The organism is uncultured Brachybacterium sp. (assembly GCF_947500705.1).
Classification (GTDB): Bacteria; Actinomycetota; Actinomycetes; order Actinomycetales; family Dermabacteraceae; genus Brachybacterium.
Window position 1 is genome coordinate 21,083 of the sequence record NZ_CANMSY010000016.1, and the last position, 14,806, is coordinate 35,888.

General features: G+C 68.9%; 19 protein-coding genes and 1 pseudogene. 11 read left to right on the plus strand and 9 right to left on the minus strand.

What is annotated here, in order from left to right; genetic code table 11:
* Positions 1–74: 74 nt before the first annotated feature.
* A complete protein-coding gene (locus Q0937_RS17500; RefSeq protein WP_299306237.1) occupies positions 75–548 on the minus strand; it encodes a VanZ family protein in 474 nt (157 codons plus the stop codon).
* A gap of 188 nt (positions 549–736) precedes the next feature.
* Here Q0937_RS17500 and Q0937_RS17505 point away from each other — a divergent pair, with 188 nt between their 5' ends.
* Together Q0937_RS17505 and Q0937_RS17510 are read left to right on the plus strand one after the other, a co-directional pair.
* Positions 737–1,105: a DUF3039 domain-containing protein gene (locus Q0937_RS17505; RefSeq protein ID WP_299306238.1), complete on the plus strand. Its 369-nt coding sequence runs from the start codon at positions 737–739 to the stop codon at positions 1,103–1,105.
* A 169-nt stretch (positions 1,106–1,274) separates the two neighbouring features.
* Positions 1,275–3,080: a DEAD/DEAH box helicase gene (locus tag Q0937_RS17510; protein WP_299306240.1), complete on the plus strand. Its 1,806-nt coding sequence runs from the start codon at positions 1,275–1,277 to the stop codon at positions 3,078–3,080.
* A 15-nt stretch (positions 3,081–3,095) separates the two neighbouring features.
* On the opposite strand, the gene Q0937_RS17515 is transcribed toward Q0937_RS17510, so the two are convergent.
* Positions 3,096–4,475 (minus strand): nicotinate phosphoribosyltransferase, encoded by a 1,380-nt coding sequence (locus Q0937_RS17515; protein ID WP_299306242.1) that lies wholly within the window; start codon positions 4,473–4,475, stop codon positions 3,096–3,098.
* A 110-nt stretch (positions 4,476–4,585) separates the two neighbouring features.
* On the opposite strand from Q0937_RS17515, the gene clpS reads away from it, so the two are divergent.
* The 6 genes from clpS (at position 4,586) to rdgB (ending at position 8,759) form a co-directional block, all read left to right on the plus strand.
* Positions 4,586–4,909 (plus strand): ATP-dependent Clp protease adapter ClpS, encoded by a 324-nt coding sequence (gene clpS / locus Q0937_RS17520; RefSeq protein ID WP_299306243.1) that lies wholly within the window; start codon positions 4,586–4,588, stop codon positions 4,907–4,909.
* Complete coding sequence (locus Q0937_RS17525) at positions 4,909–5,544, plus strand: DUF2017 domain-containing protein (protein WP_299306245.1); 636 nt, start codon at positions 4,909–4,911, stop codon at positions 5,542–5,544. The genes clpS and Q0937_RS17525 overlap by 1 nt, the downstream gene beginning before the upstream one ends.
* A 133-nt stretch (positions 5,545–5,677) precedes the next feature.
* Positions 5,678–6,490 (plus strand): glutamate racemase, encoded by an 813-nt coding sequence (murI, locus tag Q0937_RS17530; protein ID WP_299306247.1) that lies wholly within the window; start codon positions 5,678–5,680, stop codon positions 6,488–6,490.
* A complete protein-coding gene (locus Q0937_RS17535) occupies positions 6,487–7,269 on the plus strand; it encodes an MBL fold metallo-hydrolase (RefSeq protein WP_299306249.1) in 783 nt (260 codons plus the stop codon). The genes murI and Q0937_RS17535 overlap by 4 nt, the downstream gene beginning before the upstream one ends.
* Positions 7,270–7,350: 81 nt before the next feature.
* On the plus strand, positions 7,351–8,109 hold the full coding sequence (gene rph, locus Q0937_RS17540; RefSeq protein WP_299306251.1) for a ribonuclease PH: 759 nt from the start codon (positions 7,351–7,353) through the stop codon (positions 8,107–8,109).
* Positions 8,106–8,759, plus strand: a complete 654-nt coding sequence (gene rdgB, locus Q0937_RS17545; protein ID WP_299306253.1) for an RdgB/HAM1 family non-canonical purine NTP pyrophosphatase — start codon at positions 8,106–8,108, stop codon at positions 8,757–8,759. The genes rph and rdgB overlap by 4 nt, the downstream gene beginning before the upstream one ends.
* Positions 8,760–8,840: 81 nt before the next feature.
* Here rdgB and Q0937_RS17550 read toward each other — a convergent pair whose 3' ends face one another.
* The 5 genes and pseudogenes from Q0937_RS17550 to Q0937_RS18075 form a co-directional block, all read right to left on the minus strand.
* Positions 8,841–9,383 (minus strand): NUDIX hydrolase family protein, encoded by a 543-nt coding sequence (locus Q0937_RS17550; protein WP_299306255.1) that lies wholly within the window; start codon positions 9,381–9,383, stop codon positions 8,841–8,843.
* A complete protein-coding gene (locus tag Q0937_RS17555; RefSeq protein ID WP_299306257.1) occupies positions 9,380–10,060 on the minus strand; it encodes a histidine phosphatase family protein in 681 nt (226 codons plus the stop codon). Before Q0937_RS17555 ends, Q0937_RS17550 begins: the two co-directional genes overlap by 4 nt.
* Positions 10,061–10,145: 85 nt before the next feature.
* Positions 10,146–10,718 carry a site-specific integrase gene (locus Q0937_RS17560; protein WP_299306259.1) on the minus strand — a complete coding sequence of 191 codons (573 nt, stop codon included), beginning with the start codon at positions 10,716–10,718 and terminating at the stop codon, positions 10,146–10,148.
* A complete protein-coding gene (locus Q0937_RS17565) occupies positions 10,715–11,359 on the minus strand; it encodes an Arm DNA-binding domain-containing protein (protein WP_299306260.1) in 645 nt (214 codons plus the stop codon). Before Q0937_RS17565 ends, Q0937_RS17560 begins: the two co-directional genes overlap by 4 nt.
* Positions 11,356–11,628 (minus strand): annotated as a pseudogene (locus Q0937_RS18075) (ImmA/IrrE family metallo-endopeptidase); the annotation flags it as partial. The gene Q0937_RS17565 and the pseudogene Q0937_RS18075, both read right to left, overlap by 4 nt.
* A gap of 435 nt (positions 11,629–12,063) precedes the next feature.
* Here Q0937_RS18075 and Q0937_RS17570 point away from each other — a divergent pair.
* Together Q0937_RS17570 and Q0937_RS17575 are read left to right on the plus strand one after the other, a co-directional pair.
* Positions 12,064–12,912, plus strand: a complete 849-nt coding sequence (locus Q0937_RS17570; RefSeq protein ID WP_299306262.1) for a hypothetical protein — start codon at positions 12,064–12,066, stop codon at positions 12,910–12,912.
* A gap of 113 nt (positions 12,913–13,025) precedes the next feature.
* Entirely contained in the window at positions 13,026–13,628 is a 603-nt protein-coding gene (locus tag Q0937_RS17575; protein WP_299306263.1) for an HIRAN domain-containing protein, read from the plus strand.
* A gap of 160 nt (positions 13,629–13,788) precedes the next feature.
* Here Q0937_RS17575 and Q0937_RS17580 read toward each other — a convergent pair whose 3' ends face one another.
* Both Q0937_RS17580 and Q0937_RS17585 read right to left on the minus strand, forming a co-directional pair.
* On the minus strand, positions 13,789–13,959 hold the full coding sequence (locus tag Q0937_RS17580) for a helix-turn-helix domain-containing protein (protein WP_363323249.1): 171 nt from the start codon (positions 13,957–13,959) through the stop codon (positions 13,789–13,791).
* A 35-nt stretch (positions 13,960–13,994) separates the two neighbouring features.
* On the minus strand, positions 13,995–14,663 hold the full coding sequence (locus Q0937_RS17585; protein ID WP_299306268.1) for a hypothetical protein: 669 nt from the start codon (positions 14,661–14,663) through the stop codon (positions 13,995–13,997).
* Between Q0937_RS17585 and Q0937_RS17590 the strand changes: the two genes are divergently transcribed.
* A partial coding sequence (locus Q0937_RS17590; RefSeq protein WP_299306266.1) for a helix-turn-helix domain-containing protein occupies positions 14,617–14,806 on the plus strand: 190 nt, incomplete at its 3' end. The genes Q0937_RS17585 and Q0937_RS17590 overlap by 47 nt on opposite strands.

Here is a 14,806-nt window from a genome sequence, read left to right on the forward strand (position 1 = left end):
CTGAGCGACGCTCCACAGCACGAACGGCGCTCACCGCACGGTGAGCGCCGTTCGTGCTGTTCGACCGCTCCCGGTCAGCGGGTGCTGAGCGCCACCGGCTCGCCCTCGGGGCTCACCTGGCGCTGCGCGGCGGCTTGCCGGAGCACCCGTTCACCCACCCAGGTGGCGACCCCGAGAGCGATGCCGACCGCATCGAACAGGACATCGGCGGCGTCGCCGCTGCGCGCGGGCATCGCCACCAGCTGCACCAGCTCGATCAGCACGGCATGCGCGAGGGCGACGATCACCACCCAGCCCATCGGGAACCGCTTCCGCGGTGCCAGGACCCGGCCTGCGGCGAAGACGGTCAGAGCGAACACCAGCAGATGCACGACCTTGTCGAGGCCGGGCACCTCAGCACCAGGGATGCCACCCGGCAGCGAGGGCAGGTAGAAGCCGATGTTCAGCAGCAGGGCCAGGGCCAGCAGGCCTAGCCGCCACACCAGCGAGCCACCCGCCCGTCGGACCTCCGAGGGCAGGCGGCGGATGAGATCGACGACGACGTCCATGGCCAGCATTCTTCCAGCCCCGTGCTCCGCGATCGGGGAGGCGAGGCCGTCACGTCGTCGAGGAGCTTGCCGAGTGCTGCCGGGAGGGACCGTGCTGCCGGGAAGGACAGCGCTGCCGGGAGGGACCGTGTCGGCGGGAAGGGTGCCGGTACGATCGAGGCATCACGTCACCTAGCCAGGGAGCAGTCATGTCCTCCACCTCCGACCCGTCCCGGATGGACCCTTACAGCGACGATCCGGGCGCAGCGCCCGGCAGCACCGCGGTGCTGGACCGTCAGCTGCAGGAGCAGGATCAGAAGACCGACGACGGCGACCACGACCGGTTCGCGCACTACGTGCGCAAGGACAAGGTCACCCAGGCCGCTCTCGGGGGGACCCCGGTGATCGCGCTGTGCGGGAAGGTGTGGGTGCCCGGCCGGGATCCCCAGAAGTACCCGGTATGCCCGGAGTGCAAGGAGATCTTCGAAGGGATGCGCGAGCCGAACGACGGCGGCGACGGCAAGGGCGGCTCCGGTAAGGGCGGCGGCTTCCGCGGCTTCTTCGGCGGGCGGCGCTGAGCCGTCCGACGTCGCCGGCCGGTCAGGCTCCGACGGCCGGCCAGGCGCTGTGGTCCTGTCAGACGCTGCTGATCAGGAACGCTCCTCGGAGCAGGAGGGCGCGCCGGACCTTCCTCACACCGCGTCCGTCGGCGGGTCGTCACCCGTCGGCGGTACGGTGGTCAGCGCTGTGAGTACCCCTTCTCTTTTCTCCACGAGTGATCCCCGCCAGCCCTCCGAGGCGGCCGCGAGATCGCTGCCCGTCGCCTACCCGGAACGTGCCGCCTGGGGCACCGTCCCCAAGCTGCGAGCCTGGCAGTCCGAGGCCCTCGAGCTGTACCGCGCCCGTGCCCCCAAGGATTTCCTGGCCGTCGCGACCCCCGGCGCCGGCAAGACCACCTTCGCGCTGCAGATCGCGGCCGCTCTCCTCTCCGAGGGCACCGTCCGCCGCATCACGGTGGTCGCGCCGACCGAGCACCTGAAGACCCAGTGGGCCGATGCCGCCGCGCGCGTGGGCATCTCCCTGGACCCGAACTTCTCCAACGCCCAGGGTGCCCACGGCAGCCACTACCAGGGCGTCGCGGTGACCTATGCGCAGATCGGCATGCATCCGGCGCTGCATCGCGCCCGCACCGAGGCCGACCGCACCCTGGTGATCCTCGACGAGATCCACCATGCGGGTGACGCCCGCACCTGGGGCGATGGTGTGCGGGACGCCTTCGATCCGGCCACCCGGCGGCTCGCGCTGACGGGCACCCCCTTCCGCTCGGACGACTCCCAGATCCCCTTCGTCACCTACGAGCAGGACGGCGAGGGCTTCCTGCGCTCGAAGGCCGACTTCACCTACGGCTACGGCGAGGCGCTGCGCGACCACGTGGTGCGCCCGGTGCTGTTCATGACCTACTCCGGGCGGATGCACTGGCGCACCAAGACCGGCGATGAGGTCTCGGCCCAGCTCGGCGCGCTCGAGACCAAGGACATCACCCAGCAGGCCTGGCGCACGGCGCTGGACCCCAAGGGGGAGTGGATCCAGTCGGTGCTCTCCGCCGCCGATCGCCGCCTCACCGAGGTGCGGCGCCATGTGCCCGACGCCGGCGGGCTGGTGATCGCCACCGATCAGAAGGCCGCCCGCTCCTATGCCGCGACCCTCCAGGACATCACCGGGCAGGCACCCACCGTGGTGCTGTCCGACGACGTCGGCGCCGGCAAGCGGATCGAGGACTTCTCCGCCTCCGAGGACCGCTGGATGGTCGCGGTGCGCATGGTCTCCGAGGGCGTGGACGTGCCCCGCCTGGCCGTGGGCGTCTACGCCACCTCGACCTCGACCCCGATGTTCTTCGCCCAGGCCGTCGGCCGCTTCGTGCGGTCACGGACCCGCGGCGAGACCGCGAGCGTCTTCCTGCCCACCGTCCCGATCCTGATGGGCCACGCCGCCGAGATGGAGGCCGAGCGCGACCATGTGCTCGATCGCCGTCCGAAGTCGGGGGATGAGGAGACCGGTCTCGACGAGAGCCTCATCGAGGAGGCGAACCGCCCCGAGCAGGCGAGCGATCAGCTGGAGATGAGCTTCGAGGCGCTCGAGTCCGAGGCCTCCTTCGACCGGGTGCTGTTCGACGGCGGCGAATACGGTGCCGGGGGCATGATCGGCTCGGAGGACGAGCAGGAGTTCCTGGGCATCCCGGGGCTGCTCGACGCCGACCAGATGCGCGAGGTGCTCCAGCAGCAGCAGGCCCAGCAGCAGGCGCGCCGGCAGAAGAACGGGACCGCGAACACGCCGGTCACGCCGGGGGTCGTCGATCACCGACAGCTGATGGAGCTGCGCAAGGAGCTCAGCGCCCTGGTCTCCGCGTGGGCGAAGAAGTCCGGCACCCCGCACGGCTCGGTCCACAACACGCTGCGCAGCCGCAGCGGCGGTCCGGCCGTCGCCCAGGCCAGCGCCGAGCAGATCCAGGAACGGATCGGGATCGTGCGCGGCTGGTTCGTCGGCCGCCGCTGACGCCGGACGCCCTGCTCAGCGCAGGATCCGCGCGGCCTCCGTGCCATCGGTGAGGGTCGGGATCGCGACCGGTCCATCAGGCCCGTCGTCGGCGGGGACTCCGAGCTCCATGACGGACGCCGCATGCCGCGCCCGCGCCGCCTGGACTCTTTCCGGAGCCCGCACGGCATCCACCGGTTCGCCGCCCAGGACCAGCGGCTTCTGCAGCGGCCGGAGAGACGTGCGGACCCAGTCCGGATTCGCGGTGTCCGAGGTCAGCTCCGCCGTGAGCTCCCGCTCGAACTCGGCGACCTCCGCCTCGCCGGGCAGCACCAGCTCGGCGTGGGCACGCTCGCTCACCAGCATCCGATAGGCGGCCTTGCCGGCGCCGAGGGTGGCCTTGCCGCTGGAGCGCTTCCCGACGGGGTGCATCTGCCCGTCGGAACCCTCCCGCTCGACCAGCTTGTAGACGAAGCCGGGAGCGGGATGCCCGCCGCCGGTGACCAGGCGGGTGCCGATGCCGTAGCCGTCCAGCGGCGCGTCCTTCAGCTCCTCGACCCGGTACTCGTCCAGATCGCCGGTCGCGGTGATGCGGGTCCCGGTCGCGCCGAGGGAGTCCAGCAGCGCACGCACCTGCACCGCCTGCTCGCCGAGGTCGCCGGAATCCAGACGCACGGCGCCGAGCTGCGGCCCGGCCAGCTCGACCGCGGTGCGCACCGCGGCGTCGACGTCGTAGGTGTCCACGAGCACCGTCGTCCCCACGCCCTGGGAGGCGAGCTGGGCGCGGAACGCCTCCTCCTCGGTATCGAACAGGAGCGTGAAGGCATGGGCGGCGGTGCCGGCGACGGGGATCCGGTAGTGGGCGCCCGCGGCGAGGTTCGAGGTGGAGGCGAAGCCGACGACATAGGCGGCGCGGGCCGCAGCGATCGCCCCGTCCTCGTGCACTCGGCGCCCGCCCATCTCGATGCAGGGCCGGCCGCGGGCGGCAGTGGTCATGCGGGAGCCGGCGGAGGCGACCCCGCTGTCGTGGTTGAGGATCGAGAGCACCACGGTCTCCAGCAGCACCGCGTTCTCGAAGCTGCCCTCGATGCGCAGCACGGGGGAGCCGGGGAAGTAGAGCTCGCCCTCCTGGTAACCGTGGATGTCACCGGTGAACCGGTAGTCCGCCAGGTGCTCGAGCGTCTCCTCCTTGAGCACGCCGGTCCTGCGCAGGTAGCGCAGGTCGGCGTCGTCGAAGCGGAAGTCGGCGATCGCGTCGAGCACGCGCCCGGTGCCGGCGAGCGCGCCATAGCGGCGCCCGTCGGGGAGTGAACGGGTGAACACCTCGAAGACGCAGCGCCGCGAGGCGGTGCCGGCCTCTCGGGCGGCCTCCAGCATCGTCAGCTCGTAGAGGTCGGTGAGCAGGGAAGAAGTCACGCGTCCACCGTAATGCGTGCCGCGTCTGCGGGAGGCAGGGCGCGCCCCGTAGACTCATCCCCGTTGTGTCTCGATCTCAGCAGGCGCGACGGAGCTCAGGAGGAATGTGCATGCCGGTGGAGATGCCGCGAGCGGACCCGGCGACGGGGACGCGCACCGCCCTCTCTCCCGAGGTGGAGGTGACAGCGGAGGCGGACGGTCCTTGGTGCACCGTGGTCTGGAACGACCCCGTGAACCTCATGAGCTACGTCGTGTTCGTCTTCCGCCGCTATTTCGGATACTCACGCCTGGTGGCAGAGCAGCTGATGATGCAGGTCCATGAGGAGGGGCGGGCGATCGTCTCGCGCGGCTCCCGAGAGCGGGTGGAGACCGACGTCCAGGCCATGCACTCCTTCGGACTGAGAGCCACGCTCGAACGTGCGGGGGAGGACTGATGGCGCACGCATTCCGGCGCCGCCCCGACGGCAGCCTGGCCTGCCGGCTCGACGGTGAGGAGAAGGCGATCCTCACCCAAGTCGCGCAGGAGACGGCGGACCTGATCCGCGCCGATCTCGGGATCGATGCCGAGCGCGATGTGCTGCGCCGCGCCGCCGAGAGCGAGGACCCGCTGCGCCGACTCGAGGCGGAGTTCGCGGGCCGGGATGCCCGGGAGCCGTCGGACTCGGCGGTCAAGCGGCTGTTCCCCGCCGCCTCGGAGGACCCTGGGCTCGCCGCGGAGTACCGCCGCCTGGGCCAGCAGGACCTCGCCGACGGGAAGCTCGCGGATCTTCGCACGGTGATGCAGGTGCTGGACGCGACCGGCGGCGGGCACAGCGAGATCGTGGTCGATGACGCGGGGGCGATGTCGATGCTGCGCGCCCTGAACGACGTGCGGATCGTTCTCGCCGACCGCCTGGGCCTCGAGCGCGACGGGGACTTCGACACCGTGCGGATGCTGCAGCAGATCGGCGAGCGGGTCGAGGGCATGGAGCGCTCCGGCGATGAGGAGCATGTGAGCTCCGACATCGTGATCGCTGTCTATGAGCTGCTCTCATGGCTGCAGGAGAGCCTCCTGCGCGCACTGGACTGATCCCGCGCGTCCCGCGCACTGGACTGATCCCGCACGTCCCGCGCGCTGCACCGCCTGGGTGCGAACTGTGAGACGGCACGCAGTGAGCGTGCGATCACTGCCATGGACGGCTGTCGAGATTAACCTTGCCAGGATGAACAATGCGCCGATCGGGATCTTCGACTCCGGGGTGGGCGGGCTGACCGTCGCCCGCGCCGTCCTCGACCAGCTGCCGCAGGAGGAGCTGGTCTACATCGGCGACACCGCGCACGGCCCCTACGGGCCGCGGCCCATCGCAGAAGTCCGGTCACTCGCGCTGGAGATCATGGACGAGCTCGTGGGCCATGGCGTGAAGATGCTCGTCATCGCCTGCAACACCGCCTCCGCCGCCGTGCTGCGCGATGCGCGGGAGCGCTATGACGTGCCCGTGGTCGAGGTCATCCAGCCGGCGGTGCGCCGCGCCGTCGCTGCGACCCGCAATCGCCGGGTCGGCGTGATCGCCACCGAGGGCACCGTCACCTCCCGCGCCTACGAGGATGCGTTCGCCGCCGCCCCTGATCTCAGGCTCACCGCCCAGGCCTGCCCGCGTTTCGTCGAGTTCGTCGAGAACGGCGTGGTCAGCGGCAGCGAGGTGGTCGACGTCGCCGAGGAGTACCTGGCCCCGGTGCGCGAGGCAGGAGTGGACACCCTGGTGCTGGGATGCACCCACTATCCGATGCTCGCCGGTCCCATCAGCTACGTCATGGGTCCTGATGTCACCCTGGTCTCCTCCGCCGAGGAGACCGCCCTGGATGTGTACCGCCAGCTGCGCCGCTCGGACCAGCTGCGGGAGACGGAGCGGGCACCCCGGCACGTGTTCTCCCAGACGGCAGCGGGTGATGGCAGCGCCCATTTCGCCCGCCTCTCGCGCCGGTTCCTGGGTCCTACCTTCGACATCACCGCCTCGTTGCCGGTGGTGCAGGCATGAGGGTCCACGTCATCGGCTGCAGCGGCAGCTTCGCCGGGCCCGACGGGGCGGCGTCGAGCTACCTCATCGAGCAGGAGGACGCGCAGGGCCGACTCTGGCGGGTGCTGATGGATCTGGGCTCCGGTGCCTTCGGCCCGCTGCAGAGCGTCATCGATCCGGCCGAGCTGGACGCGGTGGTCGTCTCCCACCTGCACCCCGACCATTATCTCGACCTCACCGGGCTCGAGGTGTTCTGGGCCTATCACGAGCGCGATGACCTGGGACGGCTGCCGATCTTCGCCCCCGCGCCGCTGCCTGAGCGGATCGCCGCCGTGCTGGGACGCAATGGTGACATCCCCGACGGAGTGGGCTGCGCACCCTTCGAGCACCATGCGCTCACGGACCACGATCGCTTCACCATCGGCCCGCTGGATTTCGAGACCCGCAGGGTGCTCCACCCGGTCGAGGCCTATGGCTTCCGGATCACCGGCGGCGGCAGCACTCTCGTCTACTCGGGCGACACCGATGCCTGTGATGCGCTGGACGAGCTCGCCCGCGGCGCGGATCTGTTCCTGTGCGAGGCCGGGTACATCGAAGGCCGTGACGACCGTTTCACCGGCGTGCACCTGACCGGCCGCCGCGCCGGGGAGAGCGCGGCCGGGGCCGGTGTGCGGCATCTCGCCCTGACCCACATCCCCGCGTGGACGGATCCAGAGATTCCGCTCGCCGAGGCGCGCGCCGTGCACTCCGGCCCGATCACGGTGGTCCGTCCGATGGATATCCTCGAGGTGCATCCCTGATCGACCTGCCGCGGAGGACGAGCGACTGTCGATGGCGGTAGATCAGGCAGAGTCTTTCCACCACGTCGAGGAAGGAGCTCCATGAGCTCTACGAACCAGACCCCTGCCGGCGACCGCGTCGACGGCCGCACCCCTGAGCAGCTGCGCGAGGTGCGCATCACCCGCGGCTGGCTGGACCAGGCCGAAGGCAGCGCCCTGATCGAGTTCGGCCGCACCCGCGTGCTGTGCACCGCCTCCTTCAGCGCGGGCGTGCCGCGCTGGAAGCAGGGCTCCGGTTCCGGCTGGGTCACCGCCGAGTACGCGATGCTGCCCCGTGCGACCAACACCAGGTCCCCCCGTGAATCCGTCAAGGGCAGGATCGGTGGCCGCACCCACGAGATCTCCCGCCTGATCGGCCGCTCGCTGCGCGCGATCATCGACCTCGACGCCCTGGGGGAGAACACCATCCAGCTGGACTGCGATGTGCTCCAGGCCGACGGCGGCACCCGCACCGCCGCGATCACCGGCGCCTATGTCGCGCTCGCCGATGCGATCACCTGGGGCAAGCAGCACACCTCCCTGCCTGCCGCGAAGCAGGTCCTCACCGATTCGGTGAGCGCGATCAGCGTCGGCATCGTCGAGGGACGGCCGCTGCTGGACCTCGAGTACCGCGAGGACGTCACCGCGCAGACCGATATGAACGTGGTGGTCACCGGCTCCGGCTCCTTCGTCGAGGTGCAGGGCACCGCCGAGGGCGCACCTTTCGATCGCACCGAGCTGGGTGCGCTGCTGGATCTCGCCACGGAGGGCTGCGCCGAGCTCGCGCAGATCCAGCGCGACGTCCTCGCCCTGCAGCGATGAGCGGAGCGGACGGCACGATCCCGCACGGCGAGCTCCCCGACGGGGCCCGGGTCATCCTCGCCTCCCACAATGCGAAGAAGCTGGCCGAGCTGCAGCGGATCCTCACCGCGGCGGTGCCTGATCTCGCGCCCGAGCAGATCATCTCCTCGGCCGGCATCGAGCTCCCCGATGTGGTCGAGGATGCGGTGACCTTCGAGGGCAATGCGCTGCTGAAGGCCCGCTCCGCCGCGGCGGCCACCGGGCTGCTCGCGGTCGCCGACGACTCCGGTCTCGCGGTCGACGTGCTCGGCGGAGCGCCCGGCATCTTCTCCGCCCGCTGGAGCGGCCGGCATGGGGACGATGAGGCGAACAACGACCTCCTGCTCGCCCAGCTCGGTGATGTCCCCGAACAGCACCGCGGCGCGCGTTTCGTCTGCGCGGCCGCCCTGGTGGCTCCGGACGGCACCGAGAGCGTCGAGCTCGGGGAGATGCGCGGGGCCCTGCTCCGGGAGCGTCATGGCAAGGGCGGTTTCGGCTACGACCCGCTGTTCCTGCCCGAGGGCGAGACGCGCTCGGCCGCCGAGCTGAGCCCTGCGGAGAAGGACGCGATCTCCCATCGCGGGAAGGCCTTTCGGGCCCTCGCAGGCCACGTCGCCCAGCTGCTGGGCTGAGCTTCCACGCCGACGAGATGACGGCGGCCCCGGCCCGGAGAGGAACCTCCGAGCCGGGGCCGCCGGCGTCCTTCGGCTCGCTCAGGCGGCGCCGACGTGGGCGAGCGCACGCCGGATCAGCAGATCCCGGCCCCCGTTCATCTCCTCCAGCGGCGAGGACTCCGAGAGCAGCTCGTCGACCCCGAACCAAGCCAGCTCGAGCGCGTCCTCCTGCGGGGCGGTCTCCCCATCCACCGGCACCACATAGGCCAGCGAGATCGCGTGCTGGCGCGGATCATGGAAGGGCGAGACGCCGGGGGTGGGGAAGTACTCGGCGACGGTGAAGGGCACCGGGGAGACCGGGATGCGCGGCATCGCCATCGGGCCCAGGTCCTTCTCGATGTGTCGAGCGATCGCCTCACGGATCGTCTCGTGCACGAGCACCCGCCCGGAGACGATCGCGCGCACGATCTGCCCGGCGCCGGAGGCGCGCAGCAGGAGGCCCACCTCCTCGACGGAGCCGTCAACATCGGTGCGCACGGGGATGATGTCCACGTAGGGGATCGGCAGGCGGCGGCGCAGCTCGCTGACCTGTTCGGGTTCGAACCAGGAGCCCTCGGAATCCACGGCGGTGCGGCTGTTCATGCGGGGTCTCCTTCTGCGGTGGTGCTCCTGGCTGCGGCTGCGGCGATCTGCGCCGGCGCCAGCTGGGACTTCTCGACGAAGAAGCGGGGATTCTGCTCCCGGGACACCACCTTGACGGCGTGATCGACCTCCGCGCCGGCGATCATCCTCACTCGCCAGGTCGTGTCCTCGAGCTCGACCAGGGAGAGCGTCGCGTTGGGGATCGAGGGCAGCGGCTGCTCGATGATCCCCGAGAGCAGGAAGCGGATCAGCGTGCCATGGGCGACGATCAGCACCTTCTGGCCCGGGTAGCGCTCCTCGAGGGCCTCCAGGGCGTCGTATCCGCGGTCGGCGACCGCCTGGTGGTCCTCACGCCCGGGAAAGGAGCGATCCGGATAGGTCGCTTCCATCTCCTCGACGGGACGGCCCTCGGCGGCGCCCCAGTCGATCTCCACCAGGCGGGCGTCGGTGCCGCCGAAGGGGATGTGATGGTCCTCGCCGATGATCCGCCCGGTCTGCTCGGCACGCTGCAGCGGTGAGGTGATCACCACGTCCCAGTCCACCGCCGGGAGCTCGTCGAAGGCGGCGTGCGCCTGGGCGATCCCGGTCGCATTCAGGGGGATGTCGGAGGATCCCTGGAATCGGTTCTCCAGGTTGTAGTCCGTCTGCCCATGGCGGACGAGTCCGAACAGGGTCATGAAGCTGTCTCCTCATCACGGGGCTGATACGTGCGCGAGAAGGGACTCGAAACCTTGCCCCGTCTTCTCGCGACCAGCACCCATGCTAACCGCGCACAGGATCCGTACCCCTCACGATCCCCAGCATTCCCTGAGAATCAAGTTCAGTACCCCATCGTTCCTCACGGGTTGTGCCCAAAGCGTGCCCGCGCTGAGCATCCATCCTCACCGCCACGTCATCAAGGTCCGAGTCGAACAGATCCGCGTACGTTTCCAGCGTGAGACTCGCGGATTTGTGTGCCAGCATCTGCTGGACGGCCTTCACGTTCGCGCCGGCCGACACCGCGAGCGACGACGCCGTGTGCCGAAGATCGTGCGGCGTCATCCACTCCACCCCTGCAGCATCGAGGGCGCGCTCCCACCACTTCACCCCGGCCCGCTTCCCATCCACGACGCGGGACTTCCCCGGCTGCCGGAGATACTCCGCCCTCGGGGCTGGGAAGATCAGCGCATCCGGCCCGGCGGCGCCCGCCACCGCGTCCTTGAGCATCGTGGCGAGGAATGCCGGCACCGGCACCGTCCGGTCCCCTTTCCCCTTCGTGTCTCCGACCTTGAATCCGGTGCCGCGGATATACCGCACCGCCCTCGTGACCGCGATGCGTCGACGGAGGAGGTTCACGTCCCGCACCCGTAGCGCGGTCGCTTCACCCAGCGGAGACCGCAGTACGCCAGCACATACACGAGGAGCTCGTGCCCTGATGCCTCGGCGACTGTCTGCACCTCGGCATGGGTGAGGTAGCGGGAGCGAGCGGCTGACTTCCGGGGGAGCTTCACGCCGCGGGCGGGGTTGGTGCGGATCTTCCCGTCTCGCACGGCGTCGCCGAGGATCCCGGTGAGCACGCCGTGGGCACGGATCACGATGGTGGGGGACCGTTGCCCGGACAGCTCGGCGATCCATTCCTGGATGTCCCCGGCCCGAACTTGCCCGACGGGAGTCTGTGCCCAGCGGGGCTCCACATGGGTGCGCCATGACGCGTCGAGGTCGACGACCCATCCTGGGGTGCAGTGGACGCGCTTCGCGGCCAGCCAGCCGGGGTACAGCTCGGACAGGCGGGTGCGTCCGGCGGAGACGGGGATGAACTCTCCGCGGAGCTTCGCGGATTCGATCTTGTGTAGCCAGTCCTCGGCGTCCTTCTTCCGGGTGAATCCGCGCTTCTTCGTCTGCGTCCCGTCGGGCTTCCGGTATCGGACGAGGTAGCGCGGGCGCCCTGTGTGCTTGTCGGTGTACTGCTTGATCTTCGGATGCGCCGTGTCCCTCACGCTGCTCTCCTCAGAACGGATTGGTACGCCTCGACAGCCTCGGCGGTGACGTGCAGAGCCTCAGCGAGGGCGGGCACATGGTGGCCGTGCTGCACCTCAGCGATCGCGTAGGTGCACTCAGGGATCAGGAGCCGTGCCGCCCACCTCCAGGCCCGCGCTTCGATGTCTGTCGGCTGCGGGCCGTGGTCTCCGTAGTGGTGGTGTCCGAGCTCGTGCGCGAGCAGCGACCGTGCCTCTGCATCGGTGAGGTCCCGGCGTAGCCAGATCGTGCCGGCGGCGTGCGCGTACGCGGACTAGTGGTGGTAGGTGGGTGGGGTCCAGCAGACCCTCAAGCCAGAGTTCGTGGCTCGGTCAATCAGCTGGCTGGTCGTCGGGACGGGCGACAGTGCCCGCGGCGAGGTCGTAGTCATCGGGGTTGGGGTCCTCCTCTACCTCCGAGATGCTCGCAGAGGGAGGGGACATTCCATCGAGCCGATGCTGCAGCTCGCGCAGGAGCACGGTGTGGTCGTACTCGCTGAGTGACTTCGAGGTGACGGTGACTCGTGGGTCCTGCTCGGTGAGGATCCCGGCTTCGATGAGTGCTTCGAGCGGGGGCTCGCCGTAGTGGTGGGCGATCGCGATGACGGCATCGGCTTTGGGGCGGCGTCCGCGTGACGGGGGCGGAGTCGTGACAGCCGATTGCCGGGCGATGGAAGAATGAGTGCATGGGAAACGCAGAACACATCACCACCCCGCTCAACCAAATCCACGAGCAGCTGTTTCCGGTCTTGGAGCGCTTCGGGGATCCGGAATCTGAATCGGAACTGGGCAGGCTTTCGGAACTCCATCGGGGTGCGGAGGTAAACGTTGCTGACTCGATCACCAGCGCCATGGGAACGGTGGCTTGCGCAGCCCACACGCTGGCGTATCTGATCGAGCAAGATGCGGCGCCCAGCTACGTTGTTGCGCATGCCAGTCTCATTAGGCAAATGCTCATCGGTGCGTACACGGTCACGTACGTGCTCGGTCCGCATGACTCTGCCTCTCGTGACGAACGTGCACGGACTCTCGTTGCCGCAGAGTACGCGAGCAGTCGGCGGGCGGCTGCAGCTGCATCCAATTTCAAAAGCGACGAAGTCGCAACCGTTCGTACGGGGGGAGAAGAGTGGCTCGACGTGGTGCGGAAGGATCGTGATGACCATCAGATTGCGCGCGAAGCTCCAGACAAGACTGGAGCGATAACTGTCAAGGGCAGTCAGGAGTTCGTGGAGCTTCTTGTCGCCGTGTATCGGGCTCGCGATGACAATGATGAAGAGATGAACGCGCGAGTCATGAAAAATGTCCCCGACACCGCCGAGTGGGCATGGCAGATCACTAGCGGGATGGCGCACGCCTACCACTGGCCCCACCGCCTCACTGGCGACGATGACATCCCGCTTCTCTTGCCCCAGATCATCGAAGCCATCCGCACTGCAGGGTATCTCTGCATTGCGGCAGCCTCAGGGACACGATCCTCGTTCGAAGAGTTCCAGAACGAACTCCGGGGCGAACCGTCGCCTACGTCAGACGCATAACCCTTAGATCTGTGACCGCAGACCTCCTCTAGTCACACTTCCACCCCGAAGTGAGACTACTGGCCGACCTCACGCGCAGTTCCGGCGCCCCTCACCCCGTGAAAGGGAACTCCATGGAGACAATCCTGGTGCTGCTCGTGCCAGCCGCACTCATCGTGGCCGCTATCGCATTCATCGTCCGCGTGGGCCCGAGCGAACAAGACACCACACAGCCCGCGCAGCGAGCTCCCACGACGAGCAACCTTCCCGAGGGTGGCCGTCGAAGGCCGGTGGACATATCTCTATGGGAGACGCAGCCGATCCCCGCACGCACCGCAACGTATGGCGTCCAGGTCGTCGGGGAATGGCATTACCGGGCAGCCGTGTTCGACGTCCTCGGCGCCCGCGTGAACTCCCCGGGCGAGAACGGCACAGTCGAGCACGAAACGACAGCCGTCCTCGTCCCACAGCCAAGGAACACTCACGACGCAAACGCGATCAGGGTCGTCACCAGCGGGCTCCTCGTCGGCTATCTGTCCCGGACTCGCGCCAAGACCTACGGCCCCCTCCTCAACCGCCAAGCGAAGGCAGGAGTGATCTACGAAGTGCCGCTACGTCTCCGCTGGACACCAGCCCGGCCTGGCGACGAGAAACAGCGCAACGTTCTAGAGCTGGCGATCAGCCTCGGATCGATCGCAAAGCTCAAGCAAGCGCTCGAAGAGCTCCCCGAAGCGTGACCACCTCGCTCCGGTAGCCCACTTCACGACGGCCCGTCACGGATCCGGTGGCGGGCCTTGTCGATGTTCAGGGGAACCCCCATGGGGGACCCGGTGGGGAAGTGACCCCATGGGAAGTGTTGCTAGCTCCGACCGTTGATCACACTTCTGCCCCGAAGTGTTACTCCCGGCCCGTCTCGGCGTCAGTAGCTGCGTAGGCCCGTTCGATGTACGCCTCGAGCTCGGCCAGGTCGATCCGCCACTGGCCGCGGCCGCCCACCTGGATTGCCCGCAGTTCTTCGGTGCGCACGAGGGCGTACGCCTGGGACTTCGAGATAGAGAGTTCCTGCATCACGTGCTCGAGTGGAACGAACTGGGGGAGTGGCATCACTGCGCCGTGATGCTCACGTCGCGACCGTCGTCGGTCTGCTTCCACGTCATGTGCACGTTCGACCAGGAGTACTCGCCGCCTTCGGGGCGGTCTTCCCCTCTGGTGCCGAAGCCGTAGCTGAACTCCCTGTCAGCGATCACGGGTGCCCCCATCTCTCCGACGAAGCACTGTCGGTTCATGGCGGGGTGGTCAGCGCCGGGTAGTGTCACGGCCCCGTCTGCTATGGCTGCGTCTATCTCGCACGCAGCCAGCGCTTCCTCGAGGTCCTTGTCCGTGTACGTCTTTTCTGCCAGCTCCGTCCGTGGGGGTGGGGCTGGGGTGTATCCGAGGGTGTACCCGCCGAGGAACGCTCCACCGGCGACGGCAAGCCCTGCCACGAGTACGGACCCTGCGAGCACCCCGGTCTGCCACCGTTCAAGGATCACGCTCGGCCTGCAACCGGCTCTCCGGGTGATCGGTCTCGGCACGGGCGTGGAGCGCGAGCCCACCCACAGAGCCGCCTGATGTTCGAGTGCCCGCACGGTGGTGTCATAGCGTCGTAGCAACACTCCCGGTCGGTGGGGGCTCGAGGCGAGGAGGCCTGGGATGGTGCGGCGGAGGCTGACGTTCGCGGAGCGGATGGAGATCTCGACGGGATCGAAGGCCGGGTGGGGAGTCCGTCGCATCGCTTTTCACCTGGGTAGATGCCCTTCGGTGGTCTCCAGGGAGATGCGACGGAACTCGACGAAGACCCGTGGCTATCAAGCCGTGACCGCTGACGTGAAAGCGCAGCGTCAGCGTTCGCGCCCGCAGGTCCGGAAAGTCGCGA